Source organism: Marinobacter vulgaris (genome assembly GCF_003344045.1).
In the GTDB taxonomy this organism is placed as follows: domain Bacteria; phylum Pseudomonadota; class Gammaproteobacteria; order Pseudomonadales; family Oleiphilaceae; genus Marinobacter; species Marinobacter vulgaris.
The window spans coordinates 174122-188793 of record NZ_QFWX01000003.1 but is presented as its reverse complement, the minus strand read 5'-3'; the positions used below and the strand labels follow the sequence as shown (position 1 = coordinate 188793).

Below are 14672 nucleotides of genomic sequence, written 5' to 3'. Positions count from 1 at the left end.
ATTTTCACCCATTGCTCAAGACCGAACCAGTCATGGATATGACGAAGAACCGCACCCCTTTAAAAATAACGTTGAGAGTTCTGCAGTGGGCGCTGGCCGCTTTCCTGGCGCTGCTGGTGGTCGCGGTTCTTGCCATTGAATTGATGTCTTGGAATTTCCTGAAGGGGCCCATCACCGATCAGGTTGAAGCCATGACTGGCCGTGACATGGAGATTACCGGTGACATTTCGGTGAGCGTCCTGCCCCGCCCACACCTTGAAGTGGGCAAAATGACGCTGGCCAATGCCGACTGGGCGCAGACCCCGGAAATGCTCACCGTTGGGAGCCTTGAGCTTGAACCCTCCATCACCAGTCTCTTCAGGGGCGAGCCAGCCCTGAAATCCTTAACGGTAACGGAACCCACACTCAACCTCGAAAGCCGCGAGGACAAGCCGGGCAACTGGGTTCTACCTGAAATGACAGATTCAGGCAAGGCTGACGGAGGCGCCGGTCTGCCCCTCGCTGTCGAGCAGCTCAATGTCCATGACGCAAAGATCCGTTACTCCCCACCTGAAACGGAACGGCCGCAGATGTTATCCCTCGCCTCGCTGGTGCTGGACGGTGACAGGTTGTCCCTGAACGGGGAGGCCGGAATATGGTCAGGCGGCGAACGCCTGGTTGTGCCCGTCGAACTTTCGGCCGCGGCAGACCCCGGGTTTGCCAATAGCCAGTGGGGGTTATCTGATATTCAGGCCCGGGCGGGCGAGGTCCGTATCGACGGCAATATTGATGTGGATACCGGTTCCAGCCCACTGTCGATAACCGGAAAACTGCATTCACCCTCCATCAACGTCACCGAGATTCTGGCGGCACTGCCTGAATCCCGGGCAAGCGAAGAGCCCACGGCGGTATCCATACCAGTGCTGCCAGACCTGAGGGGGGACATCCGTCTCGCGGTCGACGAGCTCATCCTGAAGCCGGCAACATTCAGCAACGTAGAGGCCCGGCTGCGTCCGGGCCAGCACGAACTGATACTGGAGACTCTGAGTTTTGACGTGGCCAGGGGCCGGGGCGAAGCCAGGGCCCACCTGGTCAGCAACGCCGGATTTCTCAACGCGAAGGCCCGGCTGGACCTGCAACAAGTGGGGTTGGATGGCACTGGCCAGAACGCAGAACCCGCAACAACCCTGGATGCCGAACTCGAACTCGGTCTCAGCAAGATGCAGCAGACTCCCTCCCTGAAGCTGAAAACTCTTCTGGAGCACCTCGACGTTGAGGTTGCCAGGGCGTCCTACCGGACCAGGGGTCCGGACACGGCGGCTGGCAGTGACCTGGACCTCAACCTGCAGCAGGCCGGAGACCCCCAGGCTCCGGTACTCTCGTTAACCGGGCGCTTCCAGGGCAAGCCACTGGACATGACCCTCGAGGGTGCCCCCCTGACGGAGCTGGCGGAAGATCTCACAAACTACCGGCTACAGGCGCAGGCTCAAAGCGGTGAACTGTTCGCCTGGGCAGACACACAGCTGGGAGCGCTCCTGACACCCGAAAGCTTCGGCGGTAATCTTGTGCTCCAGGGCGATGACGGTCAGGATCTGGAAGACTGGATTGGAGTACCATTGCCCACCCTGCCGGCGTACCGACTGTCGGGGCGGTTGAGCCGTGACGGGGAACTGTGGTCTGTCACTTCCCTGGATGGCCACATCGGGGTCAGCTACCTGGACGGCGAGTTCCACTTTCGCACTACGGACCGGCTCGTAGTGAATGTTGACCTTCAGGCTGATCGCATTGAACTCGCGCAGTTTATGGCGCAAAGCTCTCAGCGCACCCCGGCAGCAACCGGCCTGGCAGAGCCACGGAGCGCTGATTCGCCCCTGTCAGCCCTGCGCAGATTCGATGGCCAACTGAATCTGCGGGCAGGAGCGCTGGTGCTCCCGGAGACGCCGGAGGTGACAAACCTGACACTGTCCGCCAGTCTGGATTCCGCCAGGCTCCGGGTCGAACCACTGGACTTCGATATCGCCAGGGGCCATTGGCGCAGCTCAGTGGCTCTGGATGCCGCCGATCAGCCTGCCTCGGGCATCATTGACGCCACGTTCGAGAACATCTCCCTGAGCCTGCTCGGAGACACCTTTACACCCCTTGAGGATCGCCTGGGCAAACTTTCCGGACGGCTTCACCTGGGTATGACCGAGTCCCTTGCGGTGGATCAGCAGGAGGATCTGGTCCTGCCCTTTATTGGCCGCCTCTTTTTCGAGCCCTCGCAACTGACGTTTACCGACCCGGAAGCCGACACGGATATGACCTTGAGCCTTCGCACCGAAGGCCTGGATTCCCCTGAGGCCAATGAGCAGACCTTCTTGATCGACGGTGATGGTGTGTATGACGGCTCGCCCTTTACGCTACGGTTTCGCGGCGATCCCCTTTTAGCAGCGCGGCATCCGGATCGCCCCTACTCACTTGAACTTACAAGCGCTGTGGTTGATAGCCAAATCGAGGTTCGGGGCACGGTTCTGAGGCCGTTTGCGCTGAAGGGCCTGGATCTCTTGCTTGATCTGGAAGGCCCCAACCCGAACCGCCTTAGCCGCCTGCTGGGTGTACCGCTGCCAGATCTGCCCCCTTACTCTCTGGCGGGCGATCTGTCCTACAGGGATGACCGCTGGACATTCAAAAATATGGATGGGGTAGTTGGTGACAGTGACCTGGGTGGACAGGTTGGTCTGGATATCAGTTCGAGCCCTCCGCACCTGACGGGAGAATTATACTCCGATTCCGTCGAGCTGGAGGATCTTGGAGTACTTGCAGGTGCGGAACCGGACTCTGCTGACAGGGAGTCGCAAACGGACTCAACAGGGGGCGATGGGAAACGGTTCGTGCTGCCTGACCAATCCCTCATCACATCTGCCTGGCAGGATCTATCCGCGGAGGTCCGTTACCGGGGAAAATCCGTGCGGGCTGCGGGTATCCCCCTGAGCAACGTGGTCATCGATTTCGAGCTCGCAGACGGCCGTGCCTTGTTCGAGCCGCTGGGTTTCGGGGTAGGAGATGGTCAGGTGGACTTCAATCTCGACATCGATTCCAGACCGGCGCCTCCGGAAGGGACACTGCAGGTGGAGGTGCAGGCGGTTAATCTCGACAAGGCGCTTAGTAACTGGGACCTGGCTAATGACAGCGTGGGCACTGTCGCCGGTCAGGGCAAGTTCTGGGTGAACGGCAGCTCCATCGCAGACCTGCTCGGCTCCGCGGATGGCGGCATGGTCATGCTGATGACCCAGGGCAAGCTGGATGCCCTAATGGTCGAACTGGCCGGGCTGGATGCCACCCAGTCCTTTCTGAGCTGGGCGCGTGGGCGGGATCCTATCCCCATAGACTGTGCCTACGCTGATCTGCAAACCCGGGACGGTGTCGTCAGGTTCGACACTCTCGCTGTGGATACCACAGATACCAGCTTTTCGGGTATCGGTACCGTAAACTTCAACAACGAGCGCCTGGATATCACCATTTTTGCCCATCCCAAGGATGTCAGCGTTCTGTCGGCGCGCAGTCCGCTTCATCTTGGCGGCACCTTCAATGACCCGGAGCCCGGGCTGCAGACCGGGAATATGGCCGTGCAGTTAGCCAGCAGTGTCGCTCTGGCTGCCGTCACCACTCCAGTTGCTGCCCTTCTGCCTCTGCTCGACCTTGGCACGGGAAACGAACTTCCGTACTGCGACGGACTGATAGGCCGGAGTATGGAGGCCATCAGTGAAAACCCGGAAGGCAAAAATAAGTCTGAAAACAATGAACGCTGACAGTCGTTATCTTGTGCTCTGGCTAATGCTCACCAGTGGTTGCGCTGGGTTCGATGGCTCCGTCATGGCGAGACAGGATACCGCAGAAGCGGTGCGGCTGAAGGCTGTTCTGCTTGAGACGGAGGACCTGGCCGGTTCTGCCATCAACATCACAATCGACGAGAGCGAGATCCTGCTGGAGGGCTTTGTGGAAACGGCCACTCAACGGCAGCGCGCCGAAGAATTGGTGCGGGAAAACAGCAGCGTGGATGATGTCAGTAATCGGATTGTGGTTAAATAATCGCGAAGGTATAAAGGCGCTGGCCCTGGAGCGCGCCCTTTTCGCACTCCAGGGCCAATAGCCTGCCAGTGACGTTTTAGTTGTAGGAGACGATAGTCTCAGCGGAAATCTCGGTTTCATCGAAGACGCCCAGGTCAAGATCACCCGAAACGCTGACAAAGTCGCCCTCCTCGATCTGCACTAAACCGACATCATCCAGTGGGTTGTAACCCATTTGCATGGTGTCAACCGAGACCTCTCTGTCCCCGGTATCTACGGTAAATTCACGGCCGGAAACCGAGGTAACGGTACCAGCGACCTGGAAATCGTAGTCAGCAGGCACACTGAGATAAGTATAGGTTACCGGCAACACCTCTTCCTCATCGGCCGCCGACGGGGCGGTAATCACGGTGTCCAGATCCTCAACATATACACTACCGGCTTCGATTCTTCGGTTCTGGTAAAAACCATCGTCGACCCGACCATAAACGGTAACGCTGTCGCCTTCGTTTATCATCCAGGCATCGCCGATACTGTCCCAGTCATCAGTTTCGACGGTTATCGTGCCTTCTCCATAATCCAACGTAAATTCGCTGGGAGTATGTGATGCCACCTGACCGCTCAATGACACCCAGCTGCCATCAGGCTTACCTTCAACCTGTGCCGCTGCTGGTGCCGCTAATGTAATTGCAGTGGCTGCACCAATTGCACTTGTTGCTTGTAGTAGAGTTCTGTTTTTTGCGATGAATTTCATATCTTCCTCCTCACGAAATATCCGTGATATGAATTGAGACTGAATACGAACTTCAAATACACCAATTTAGCTAAGCATACTTTGCCCTCCTGTTGTCAACACTGCAGAAGCCGCAAACTACCGTCGTTTCCAGTTCAGTCGGAAACGGGCGTGAGCGGACGGGTATTCTCCCTTGCACCCAGGAAACCTGGCCTCGGTGACTTGCCGGAGAACGGTTTTTCCAGGCGGTTATCAACGCTGTTGTAGACAAAGAACAGGTTCGACCGCGGCCATGGCGACATATTGGCATTGGACGCGTGCAGGGTATTGCACTCGAACAACAGCAGCGAGCCGGCTGGCCCAAGGGGTTGCTCGATGCCCCGGGCGTTAGCAAGGTCGGCGACTGCCTCACGGGGAGGTACGCCAACCGTCTGATTCTTGAGTGACTCGGTCCAGTTGTTATCCGGAGTCTCCCCCGGGCAGGGAACGAAAGACTGGTGTGACCCCGGGATCAGCATCAGGGGCCCGTTAAAGGCATTGTTGTCGGTCAGCATAATGGAGGCACTGACTGCCCTCATGGCCGGCATGCCGTCCTCGCTGTGCCAGGTCTCGAAATCCGAATGCCATTCGAAACCATTGCCACAGAAGCCGGACTTGTCGTTGATGCGGGACTGATGGATATACACATCACTTCCGAGCAGTTGCTGCACCATGGACAGCAGATGGGGGTCGCGGGTCATCCGATCGAAAGCACTGGAGAGATTATGCATGTCGAAGACCGAACGAACCTTTTTCTGGTCCGGGTCCATGATCACCTGGTCCTTCTGGCACATCACCGGATCCTTTTCGATCTGATCCAGCTCATCAAAGAAAGGCGCAACCGCCTCCGGCGAAAAGTAACCTTCCAGAGACAGGAACCCGTCGCGTTCATATTTTCCCAGCTCGTTTTCGCTCAGCGGTCCTTCAGCACGTTGGACAGCGTCTGCGTGAATCACCGGCTCATTCCTGGGGAAGCGTCCTTTGGTATAGCCTTCCCGGGTCGGATAGAAATCGGTTGTCTGTAACATTGCTGCTCAATCCTCATTGATTTTGTTACGTTAAATGTCGAATTGACGGTAGCATGGGAGCAAGCGGGCAAGAGATAACCTAGGTTATAGGGTCGAAGTGCGGGTGCATTCATACTCCACGAGGGGCCAAGCAACTGTGCGGTGTCAAATGAGGAAATAAAATGAGCAACGATTCCGACGATAGCTGTATCGTCAAGCACTTCGAGTCCTATGCGGAGCTCGATGAAAATAGCCAGCAGCTTTTACTTTCCCTGGAAGAGGGTCCGGAAAAGTGGCCCAAAAATACCATTCTGTGGCAGCAGGGTGATCAGTCCGACAGCTTCTACACCCTCAGCAAAGGCTGGGCCTGTTCTTTCCGCGACCTGGAAGACGGAACCAGGCAGGTACTGGATGTCTACGTGCCCGGAGATATTGTGGGACTGCGGGAATTTTCCTTCCGCAAGCGCATCACCAGCGTCGTCATGCTCAGTGATGCCGAACTCTGCGCCTTTCCGAGGCACCATCTGGACCATATTTTTTCCAGCTCATTGGTGCTGTGCAGCGTCATGTTCATGATTACCTCAAGGGACCAGGCGATTCTGCTGGAGAGGCTGGTGAATCTCGGCCGCCGCTCGGCCCGGGAGAAGCTGGCGCATTTTCTTGTGGAACTTTCGTACCGTCTTCTGCGAACCAATGCTTTTGTCGAGAACCACTTGTCTCTGCCCCTGAGTCAGAGTGTACTGGCCGATGCCCTGGGCCTCAGTGCGGTGCATGTGAGCCGGACATTCCAGGAATTTCGTCAGGAAGGCCTTTTGAATACGGGCAACGCCCATCTGGAGTTATTGGATATAAATGGTCTGCAGTCCGTGGCAGGGTTCGATGAATTCTATCTGGAGAGTCCGATCAGCGAATCTTAGTCATGAACGATCAGTTGGGCCTTGCCAGAATCAGTCTTCGTTCTGTTGGGCGCGTTCCTGCTCTTCGCGCACCCCCCTCACTGCGTGGTCGGCAATAAGCCCCTGCCCGGCCGCATGCTCTGCCATCGCCAGATTGTCGGCTGCCAGTATCAGATCACAGCCCGCCTCACGGGCTTCCCGGGCCAGCCTGTCGATGGCCTCGGAACGCTCCGGCGTATTGCTGACGTCGCGAATATAAATACCCAGGATACGACCGGGATGTTCACGCAGAATGTGGTTGTAGATCTCCGGGTCACGTTGCCCGGAATCGCCAACCAGGATAAATCGCATGTCCGGGTATACCTCAAGGATGTGGCAAATTGCGTCCTGCTTGTGGTCCTTGGCCCTCCGTGGCAGCAGACTGCCGCGCTTCATTCCCCATTCCCGCAGGATCAGGATCGGTCCATTGGGGAGCCGGTTGCGGTGGAACACCTCCACCAGTACCTGGTAGATGCTCCAGGGAGCCCGGGAAACATAGAACAGCGGGTTTCGCTCCTTCTCATCGCTGCCGGCATGAAATGCCTGATACAGGGCCGGCACACCGGGAAAAACCACACGGCTTTCGGCACCCTGTGCAAACAGGCGGCACATCATCATGGCGGTATTGGCAACGCCTGTGTAGACCACGGTATCGTCAATGTCGCTGATCACACCGTAACGGGCGCTCGACAGCGGGGTGAAGAATTCGCCGGTGGTAGTGGCTCGCTCGTCAACGGGACTGTCCAGAGACAGTTCCATCTCATGCCAGGCAACGTCTGAGGGCATGGTACCCAGCTCCATATCGACGCGAAAGTAGCCATGACGGTCGGTATGGACGATGGTGTTGGTGTCCTTGTACCGTATCCGCACGCGGGCTCCGACAATAGGCTTGCGCAGGAGCCTGCGGGTCAGGTCGATGAGGTCCCGGCGCAGCCGGTCCTCCCGCCACGATGCCCCGAAATGGGGCTGCCGGAAAACCCTTCCTATCAGGCACACGCGATTGCGGGAGCCATAGCCCCGGTAGGACTGAATAAACAGGCCGCCCCTCCCATTATCGCCTTTTACAGGAGCCGCCAGCACATGAAGCCCACTGCGAAGGGATTGCGCATAACGGTGCAAACGATTCTGAAGCGACATCAGTTCCTCTTTTTAAATTCTCAAGACAGACTTGCGCCCATCGCCGGGAGTGTAAGCTTCGGTATCATAAGGCTTTGGGGAAAACCGGAACAGTCCGCGCGGTTGAAATACCAGCCATTGAAGCCATAACAAATTGTAAGTGGCGGACCCTTCGGCTACCCCTATCATCGTCAAGAAAGGAGTATCACATGGAAACCAGGCGTTACGAGGTGAGCGTCCAGACCAATCTGATTAATGATATCAAGCATCATACCCGCTGGTTCACAGGGCTTGGCGTGGTTTTTCTGGTGCTCGGGATTGCCGCCATTGCCTTTCCCTTTGTTGCCACCATGTCCCTGGAAATTGCCATAGGCATCCTGTTTGTCATCGCGGGCATCGCGCAGGCGGTGCAGTCCTTTTCCATTCCCCGCTGGGCAGGTTTCTTTCTCAGCCTGGGACTCTCAGCCCTTGCACTGATTGTCGGTCTGCTGATGCTCTTTTATCCTCTGGCAGGCGTAATAACCCTGACAACCCTGGTTGCTGCATTTTTTCTCGTTACCGGCATCCTTAAAACGACGTTTGCGTTTCAGGTGAAGCCCGCCCTGGGCTGGGGCTGGCTCCTTGTCGGGGGGCTGTTGTCCCTGGCCCTGGGGCTGTTGGTCCTGTTACAGCTTAGCAAAGCCTACCCCTGGTTCCTGGGCCTGCTGCTGGGTATCGACTTCATTTTCACGGGCATCTGGATGATCGCGCTCGCCAGCCGAGCCAAACGCCTGTAACTGGCAGATAGGGGAACCATTAATCCGCGGAGGGCTTTGACTCTCCGAATTGCAGGACACGGGCGGTGGCTGGTGCTGACGGTTCAGGGGGGCGTTCCGGCACATGCAGGGCCTGCTGCAGCCCGAGCAACGAATCGTACATCATGGCCTGAATGTCCAGCAGTGCTTTCATGGGGCTGCCAGCTACCCGCCGCCGCGCCTCTATCACAAACTGGAGTCCGCGCAGCCGCCGTTGATTGCACCCCGAACTGCGACGAATGCAGTCCTCTATCAATTCCGCGCGCAATACCTCGAAACCTTCCGGGTCGCGCTCAGCCAGATCCTTGAGCTCATCGAACGTGGGCATCTCCATGACTTTCCTCCTTTCCTGGATTCAAGCAATCAGTGCAGCACCACTCGTATTGAAAGTCCCTGTAACCCGCATTCCACAGTCCGGCAAACAACCTGCTTTTGTGCTGGGTCTTTTAGAATATAGTCGGCATGACGGGTTTCATCCTCCAACTGGTCTGTTTAGCGAGTATGGAGAATTTGAAACGCGTTTTCAGTGTCTGAGGCGGGTTCCGGAATTCAGGCGCCCCGGCGTGGCGCCAGAGCCCCCTTAAACGGAAAAGAGTCGAAAGGTAAACTGATTATTGCGGCCAGAGATCCCACAATTCTTTCGGGTGCATCTCCTTGATCTGGATCAGTTCGTTACTGTCCAGGTGGCGATCAAGAACCCTCAGGACAGCTTTCAGGGTTTCCTCGCCGTTGGCTTCGCCTTCCAGTTTATGGTTGAAGGCATCCATGTAGTCCGCTCTGTCCCGCCATTTATGCGGCGTTTCCGCGGGATGCCATCCCTCGAAATAAAGACCACGGACAATGATTGGCAGTTGGGCGGCAAAATCGGCAGCCTCAGTCACCGTAATACGATCCCTCAGGGTTTGCAGTACCGCTTTCAGCCGGGCCCAGGCCTCTTCCTCACCTATGCCGTCAAGCTCATTGGAGATGTCATTGAGCCAGGTATTAATGGTTTTGATGTTGTGGTCGACGATATTGATACTGGATTGCATCAAGCACTCCTTCAAATTGCGTAATGAATAACAGCTTACTGGCAATCCTGAGGCCGTTTGCCCTGATTTCAACAGCTAAAAGATATTGGTACCTTGGGCGGCTGCAGTCAGACCCGGACATTTCGCCAGAGTTGTGTCAGCCCCGGAAAGATTTATTGTTACCTGAGGAGAAACCTTTTGACTCGTAAGATGTTTCGAGAAAAATTCCCGTTTGCTCCGGAAGGCCTCGCCCGCATTCGGTGGTATGGCCCCGGGCTGCTGTGGATGTTGTCTGCGGTTGGGACCGGTTCTATTCTTTTTACTCCACGGGTGGCTGCCGCCTACCAATACGAGCTGCTATGGCTGCTGATTCTGGTTGTATTCTTCATGTGGGTCATGATTCGGGAAATGGCCCGGTTCTCCATTGTCAGCGGTTGTACCATGCTGGAGGGCATGCATACCCTCCCCGGTCCGCGGAACTGGGCTGTATGGCTGATTTTCGTACCACAGCTTCTTGCCGCGTCCGTTGGCATTGCCGGGCTGTCCGCAGTGGTCGGCAGCGCGGCCGGAACCTTTCTGCCGGGCGGGATGACCGTTTACGCACTCGCTACCGTGGGTCTGTGTACTCTGCTGACCACCACCGGGCGATATCTGTTTATCGAGAAGGTTTCCCGCGTTCTGGCGGGGGCGCTGCTTGTGATTACCGTGGTTGCAGCCGCGCTGGTGTTTCCTGGGCTGTCCGAGGTTTCCCCGGGGCTTGCCGCATCATGGCCATCCGACGCTGACCTTTACGTGATCATGCCGTGGGTTGGCACTATTCTCGCCGGCTCCATGGGTATTGTCTGGTTCGGTTACTGGACCGCTACCAGGGGCTATGGCGGTGGCCTGGAAGGACATGAAAAAGATGACGAAATCCCCGCCGAAGCAGAGGCAGAGGACAGAAAAGCCAAGACGGAGTTCCAGCCTCCGGAGCTCGACATATATCGCGCACGGGCATGGATAAGGATCATGACACGGACCGCACTATTGGGGGTCGTTGCCGGCGCAACCGTCATCTGCTCGTTCCTGGTTCTGGGCGCGGAACTCCTGGCCCCGGAGGGTCTCATGCCGGAAGGCACCAACGTCGCCAGCGACCTGACCCGTTTATACGCCGACATCTGGGGCACAACCGGAACCTGGCTGATGCTGGCAGCTATTTTTATTGCCCTTGGAGGAAGCGTGCTGGCCAACCAGGATGGCTGGGGGCGCAGCTTTGCCGACATGACTCTCATTCTTATACGGCACAGGCGCCACGCCGATACACCGGGTTTCATGCTGGGCTCGCTGCGGTGGCTGGAGGCCAGAACCGGTTGGCAAACGCTGGAGCGGATTTTCCTTAAACGGCTTTTTATTGTCGTGATCACCGGACTGGTGCCGGCACTGATCATTCTCCTGTTCCGAGATCCCGTGGAAGTCATGTCTGTCTCGGGCATCATTGCAGCCGCACATACACCGTTTATCGTCCTGACGGCACTGCTGGTGAATCAACTGCGATTGCCAGCGGCTTTAAAACCGGGCTGGCTAGCCACGATCAGCATGGGTCTGGCAGGGCTTTTCTATCTGGGCTTCGGCGTTGTGTATTTCGCGCGCTTCATCGGATGATGCCTGGCGAATTTCAAGGCAGTCGGAAAGCAGTTCGGCCTCAGCCATTGAAACTGCCTGCGGCCGGACCAAGCATAGTTACAGGGGAAAACCAGAAATCAGAACCGGGGAGGAACAATATGCTAAACGTTAATCCAGACACCGTTTGCAGACTGATTGAACTGGCTCAGGCCTATAATGTCCGGGAACCCGTCAGCATTCCGGACGAGGGTAACGGCGCGGCGGACGACTGGTCCCAGCACATGCTGGCTGACCATAAAGACAATACCAGTTACGACGAGTTCGAAACCATCATCAAGGATCTGGAGCCCGATCAGCAACATGAAGTGGTTGCCCTGCTCTGGCTGGGCAGAGGCGATTACGCCCTGGATGAATGGGACAGCATCGTGCAGCAGGCAAAGGAACAATGGTCACCGGAAACTGCGCAATACCTCATGGATCACCCTCTACTCGCAGACTACCTGCGTGAGGGGCTTGAGTTACATGGTTACGGGTGCGATGAAGGCCTTTAAATGCAACTTTCAGCTGAATGCGCCGTGAAAAGGCTGGTTGATTGTCAGTCCTTTTCACGCTGTTTGCGCTTGGCCTTTTCGTAAAGTTCCCGCAATGCCTTGGGCTTTTTGCCCTTGCCTGAGCCGTGCGACTCGAGAATGCGCGCCCAAATCGCGTGCTTCTCGTCGGCGGACAGCTTTTTCCACTCTTTCTTCTCCTGCCGCGTTCGCCCGCAGGCTTTACAGATGTCTTTCTTGTTGAATTCGCACAGGTCAATGCAGGGTTTCTTGGTGATGGGTTCCATGGACTTTGGCTTTTCTCCGTTTAAAGAGGCTTTACGTCCAATGTTGGGGGTAGCAGCCGGTGTCTGCAAGGCCGCCCTAGATTATGCGATCCGCAAGCGTCTGTAACGCTAGCGAAATGGTAATGACAACCGCGGCAGCCCCGAGACTGGCAGTGATCGCATGGCGCCGCCACAACTCTTCCGCTCCCCTGCCAAACCTCAGAATCAGCCACGCCAGGCCGTAATAGCGAATACCGCGGGCGATCAAGGCCGCCAGCACGAACAGGTAAATGGGGTAGCCAGAAACGCCGGCAGTGATCATGGCGATCTGAAAGGGAACAGGTACTATGCCGAGAGCCAGTATGGCGACAAAGCCGTACTGATCGAAAAATGCCTGGAACGACTCGTAGCCACCCTGCATGCCCATACTCTCGATGAACCAGACGCCCACAGACTGATACAGCGCCATCCCCACCCCGTAACCGACCAATGCTGCCACCAGACAACCAAGAGTGGTCACCGCAGCCAACCGCCAGATACGATCGCGGTTGAGGGCCATCAGCGGGATCAGCACCAGTTCTATCGGGATGGGAACAATGATGGTTTCCAGGAAAGACACCACTGCCAGAAACCAGAGCATGTGGTTGGAGCCGTTGATACGCTGAAACCAACGCTGTGCGCGCCTGGATTTGAATACCATCAATGTGCGCTCCGGCCTAGGGTTCGATGCGGCGATACACCGCTTCCAGCCAGCTGTAGATACCAAACGCAAACAGACCGGAAGCCACCAGCACCAGCAGGCTCTGGCCAAAGGCCTGAGTGCTCAGCATAGTGAAGACCTCGGCAATACCACCGGCCTCGTCAGGATCCAGCTGGTAGGCGGCCATAATGAAAAAGACCCCGACAATGACGAACACCAGTCCGCGGATCACCAGGCCGAACCGGCAGATGGGATAGGCCCAATACTTGACCCGCGTGGGCATGTTGAAGTGGCGATCAAATTGCGTTTTCCATGCCTTGATCTCGTGAGCGAACCCGGCTCCCGCAAGTGCAACTCCAACCGCGGCAACCAGCCATCGACCGTAGGACTGGCTCATCAGCCAGGTGGCTATGCCTGCCGCCCCACTCCCTGAGCCACCGGAGGAACCTCCCAGAGTGAAAATCAGGCTGGCCGCAAAGACTGCCAGCATGATGTGAGATATGGAACTTGCGAAGAGACCGGAACGGACCAAAAGGCCCTTGGCGGTGGTGCCGTGATGATCGGTATCCTTGATCGCCTGGATACCGCGCCACAGGGCAAACCCCAGCAGGCCGACAACCATGATCCCGATCAGAACATCTCCCCAGGGCGCCAGCATGACACGCTGCAGTACTCCACGGCTACCGGTGGTCTGGCCGCCCTGTCCCAGTACAGCCAGAGCTGCCAGCCCACCCACCAGCAGATAGACAATACCCCGCGCCCCATAACCCGCACGGGCAAGGAGCATAATCGCATCGCGGTGATCCGGGGTCGTCCTGCTTGTCGCCATAACCATTCCCTGTTAGAACAATCCGTGCTGCTATACTTGCCACACCCTTTGGTCAGCGCTGCACCTGCCATTCAATTGTACTCCGGCGACAGGGTCGGGTGTAGTCAGTTGGGTCGTTTGTTGTTTGTGGGGCATCTGACCCGCCATTATCCTGGATAAGATTTCAGACCATGACTGCTTTATACCAACTGGCAACACCTCTCCCGGAGGCCGAACGAAACAGCAGAATCTACCAGGGCGAACTGATTGTTTTCCGGGGTTTTGATGCGATGGGTCAGCTCACCGACAGGTTACGAGCATATTGCGTCGACTATTTCGGTGATGATCCGACCAGGGCGCACCAATCAATGTCTTCCCCCGAGATTGATCGGGCCGCTGAAAATCTGCACGCAGCGATCAGGAAAGACGATGACGTACACCTAGCGTGGCGTCAGGTGCTGGCTGCAATCGATACCGATCTGAACGAAACGTACGGTGACGGAGTCGTCATTCGAGTCCAGCCACCGCGGTCGGGATCAGAGGGCGAGCGAACGGAACCGCTACGCGCCCACAGGGACACCTGGGGCTCCAATCTACAGGCACAGATTAACTGGTGGGCCCCTCTCTACGACACCACGCCGGAGAGAACGCTTGTGCTGTTCCCGAGCTTTTTTAGCCGTATCGTCGAGAATGATAGTGATGACTGGAATTTTCAGGACATGGTGCAGGCGCACCGGGAAAAAAGCGTTCCCGGTTACCCGCTTCTGCCGACAGCCGCCAGAGCCCCAGGCTGGGACGACGCCCTGGTAGTCAGTCTGCTACCCGGTGATCTGCTGTGCTTCTCAGGTGCCCACCTCCATGCGAGCGTGCCCAATACGACGAACCTGACACGGCTGTCTTTTGAAACCCGCACTGTCAATTGCCATGATATGGCCGGCGGTGCTGGCGCACCCAATATGGATGGTTTGGCACCTTACGTAACCTCCCAGATCTTCAGGCATCTCGTCAGCGGGCAGAAGCTGGGAAAGCTGGCGGCTGTTGCCGCGAGCGACAAACTGAATTCACAAAAAAAGACGTAGAGACGATCA

15 protein-coding genes are annotated in these 14672 nt (G+C 57.0%); 7 read left to right on the top strand and 8 right to left on the bottom strand.

Translation table 11 applies throughout. From position 1 onward, the window contains the following. Positions 1-32: 32 nt before the first annotated feature. Complete coding sequence (locus DIT71_RS07070) at positions 33-3767, top strand: AsmA family protein (protein ID WP_144114486.1); 3735 nt, start codon at positions 33-35, stop codon at positions 3765-3767. Beyond that, positions 3757-4047 (top strand): BON domain-containing protein, encoded by a 291-nt coding sequence (locus tag DIT71_RS07065; RefSeq protein WP_114612514.1) that lies wholly within the window; start codon positions 3757-3759, stop codon positions 4045-4047. Before DIT71_RS07070 ends, DIT71_RS07065 begins: the two co-directional genes overlap by 11 nt. A 76-nt stretch (positions 4048-4123) precedes the next feature. Here DIT71_RS07065 and DIT71_RS07060 read toward each other — a convergent pair whose 3' ends face one another. Together DIT71_RS07060 and thpD are read right to left on the bottom strand one after the other, a co-directional pair. Further along, positions 4124-4780 (bottom strand): DUF5666 domain-containing protein, encoded by a 657-nt coding sequence (locus DIT71_RS07060; protein ID WP_114612513.1) that lies wholly within the window; start codon positions 4778-4780, stop codon positions 4124-4126. Between the two features lie 134 nt (positions 4781-4914). After that, positions 4915-5826 (bottom strand): ectoine hydroxylase, encoded by a 912-nt coding sequence (thpD, locus tag DIT71_RS07055; protein ID WP_114612512.1) that lies wholly within the window; start codon positions 5824-5826, stop codon positions 4915-4917. A 161-nt stretch (positions 5827-5987) separates the two neighbouring features. Here thpD and DIT71_RS07050 point away from each other — a divergent pair, with 161 nt between their 5' ends. Beyond that, positions 5988-6722 carry a Crp/Fnr family transcriptional regulator gene (locus DIT71_RS07050; RefSeq protein WP_114612511.1) on the top strand — a complete coding sequence of 245 codons (735 nt, stop codon included), beginning with the start codon at positions 5988-5990 and terminating at the stop codon, positions 6720-6722. Positions 6723-6752: 30 nt separating this feature from the next. On the opposite strand, the gene DIT71_RS07045 is transcribed toward DIT71_RS07050, so the two are convergent. Next, entirely contained in the window at positions 6753-7877 is a 1125-nt protein-coding gene (locus DIT71_RS07045) for an App1 family protein (protein ID WP_114612510.1), read from the bottom strand. Positions 7878-8065: 188 nt separating this feature from the next. Between DIT71_RS07045 and DIT71_RS07040 the strand changes: the two genes are divergently transcribed. Beyond that, positions 8066-8632, top strand: coding sequence for an HdeD family acid-resistance protein (locus DIT71_RS07040; protein WP_114612509.1), 567 nt, complete (start codon positions 8066-8068; stop codon positions 8630-8632). Positions 8633-8651: 19 nt separating this feature from the next. On the opposite strand, the gene DIT71_RS07035 is transcribed toward DIT71_RS07040, so the two are convergent. Both DIT71_RS07035 and DIT71_RS07030 read right to left on the bottom strand, forming a co-directional pair. Beyond that, a complete protein-coding gene (locus tag DIT71_RS07035; protein WP_114612508.1) occupies positions 8652-8984 on the bottom strand; it encodes a DUF3135 domain-containing protein in 333 nt (110 codons plus the stop codon). 277 nt (positions 8985-9261) lie between these two features. After that, the gene (locus DIT71_RS07030; protein WP_114612507.1) at positions 9262-9681 is read right to left on the bottom strand and encodes a DUF2267 domain-containing protein; all 420 of its coding nucleotides are present in this window, start codon (positions 9679-9681) and stop codon (positions 9262-9264) included. 177 nt (positions 9682-9858) lie between these two features. Here DIT71_RS07030 and DIT71_RS07025 point away from each other — a divergent pair, with 177 nt between their 5' ends. Both DIT71_RS07025 and DIT71_RS07020 read left to right on the top strand, forming a co-directional pair. Then, positions 9859-11301, top strand: coding sequence for an Nramp family divalent metal transporter (locus DIT71_RS07025; protein ID WP_167507452.1), 1443 nt, complete (start codon positions 9859-9861; stop codon positions 11299-11301). A gap of 119 nt (positions 11302-11420) precedes the next feature. Beyond that, complete coding sequence (locus tag DIT71_RS07020; RefSeq protein WP_114612506.1) at positions 11421-11813, top strand: DUF3775 domain-containing protein; 393 nt, start codon at positions 11421-11423, stop codon at positions 11811-11813. A 44-nt stretch (positions 11814-11857) separates the two neighbouring features. On the opposite strand, the gene DIT71_RS07015 is transcribed toward DIT71_RS07020, so the two are convergent. The 3 genes from DIT71_RS07015 to DIT71_RS07005 form a co-directional block, all read right to left on the bottom strand. Beyond that, positions 11858-12097, bottom strand: a complete 240-nt coding sequence (locus DIT71_RS07015; RefSeq protein ID WP_199490966.1) for a DUF1289 domain-containing protein — start codon at positions 12095-12097, stop codon at positions 11858-11860. Positions 12098-12173: 76 nt separating this feature from the next. Further along, entirely contained in the window at positions 12174-12776 is a 603-nt protein-coding gene (locus tag DIT71_RS07010; protein ID WP_114612505.1) for a YqaA family protein, read from the bottom strand. A gap of 16 nt (positions 12777-12792) precedes the next feature. After that, a complete protein-coding gene (locus tag DIT71_RS07005; RefSeq protein WP_114612504.1) occupies positions 12793-13605 on the bottom strand; it encodes a DUF1206 domain-containing protein in 813 nt (270 codons plus the stop codon). 170 nt (positions 13606-13775) lie between these two features. Between DIT71_RS07005 and DIT71_RS07000 the strand changes: the two genes are divergently transcribed. Continuing rightward, a complete protein-coding gene (locus tag DIT71_RS07000) occupies positions 13776-14663 on the top strand; it encodes a phytanoyl-CoA dioxygenase family protein (protein WP_114612503.1) in 888 nt (295 codons plus the stop codon). Positions 14664-14672 lie beyond the last annotated feature (9 nt).

Bases quoted from the DNA above. Each gene is read 5' to 3' on its own strand.
- DIT71_RS07060 (WP_114612513.1), bottom strand. From the start codon at position 4,780: ATGAAATTCATCGCAAAAAACAGAACTCTACTACAAGCAACAAGTGCA.
- DIT71_RS07040 (WP_114612509.1), top strand. From the start codon at position 8,066: ATGGAAACCAGGCGTTACGAGGTGAGCGTCCAGACCAATCTGATTAAT.
- DIT71_RS07070 (WP_144114486.1), top strand. From the start codon at position 33: ATGGATATGACGAAGAACCGCACCCCTTTAAAAATAACGTTGAGAGTT.
- DIT71_RS07035 (WP_114612508.1), bottom strand. From the start codon at position 8,984: ATGGAGATGCCCACGTTCGATGAGCTCAAGGATCTGGCTGAGCGCGAC.
- thpD (WP_114612512.1), bottom strand. From the start codon at position 5,826: ATGTTACAGACAACCGATTTCTATCCGACCCGGGAAGGCTATACCAAA.
- DIT71_RS07005 (WP_114612504.1), bottom strand. From the start codon at position 13,605: ATGGCGACAAGCAGGACGACCCCGGATCACCGCGATGCGATTATGCTC.
- DIT71_RS07030 (WP_114612507.1), bottom strand. From the start codon at position 9,681: ATGCAATCCAGTATCAATATCGTCGACCACAACATCAAAACCATTAAT.
- DIT71_RS07015 (WP_199490966.1), bottom strand. From the start codon at position 12,097: ATGGAACCCATCACCAAGAAACCCTGCATTGACCTGTGCGAATTCAAC.
- DIT71_RS07010 (WP_114612505.1), bottom strand. From the start codon at position 12,776: ATGGTATTCAAATCCAGGCGCGCACAGCGTTGGTTTCAGCGTATCAAC.
- DIT71_RS07020 (WP_114612506.1), top strand. From the start codon at position 11,421: ATGCTAAACGTTAATCCAGACACCGTTTGCAGACTGATTGAACTGGCT.
- DIT71_RS07000 (WP_114612503.1), top strand. From the start codon at position 13,776: ATGACTGCTTTATACCAACTGGCAACACCTCTCCCGGAGGCCGAACGA.
- DIT71_RS07045 (WP_114612510.1), bottom strand. From the start codon at position 7,877: ATGTCGCTTCAGAATCGTTTGCACCGTTATGCGCAATCCCTTCGCAGT.
- DIT71_RS07065 (WP_114612514.1), top strand. From the start codon at position 3,757: ATGAACGCTGACAGTCGTTATCTTGTGCTCTGGCTAATGCTCACCAGT.
- DIT71_RS07050 (WP_114612511.1), top strand. From the start codon at position 5,988: ATGAGCAACGATTCCGACGATAGCTGTATCGTCAAGCACTTCGAGTCC.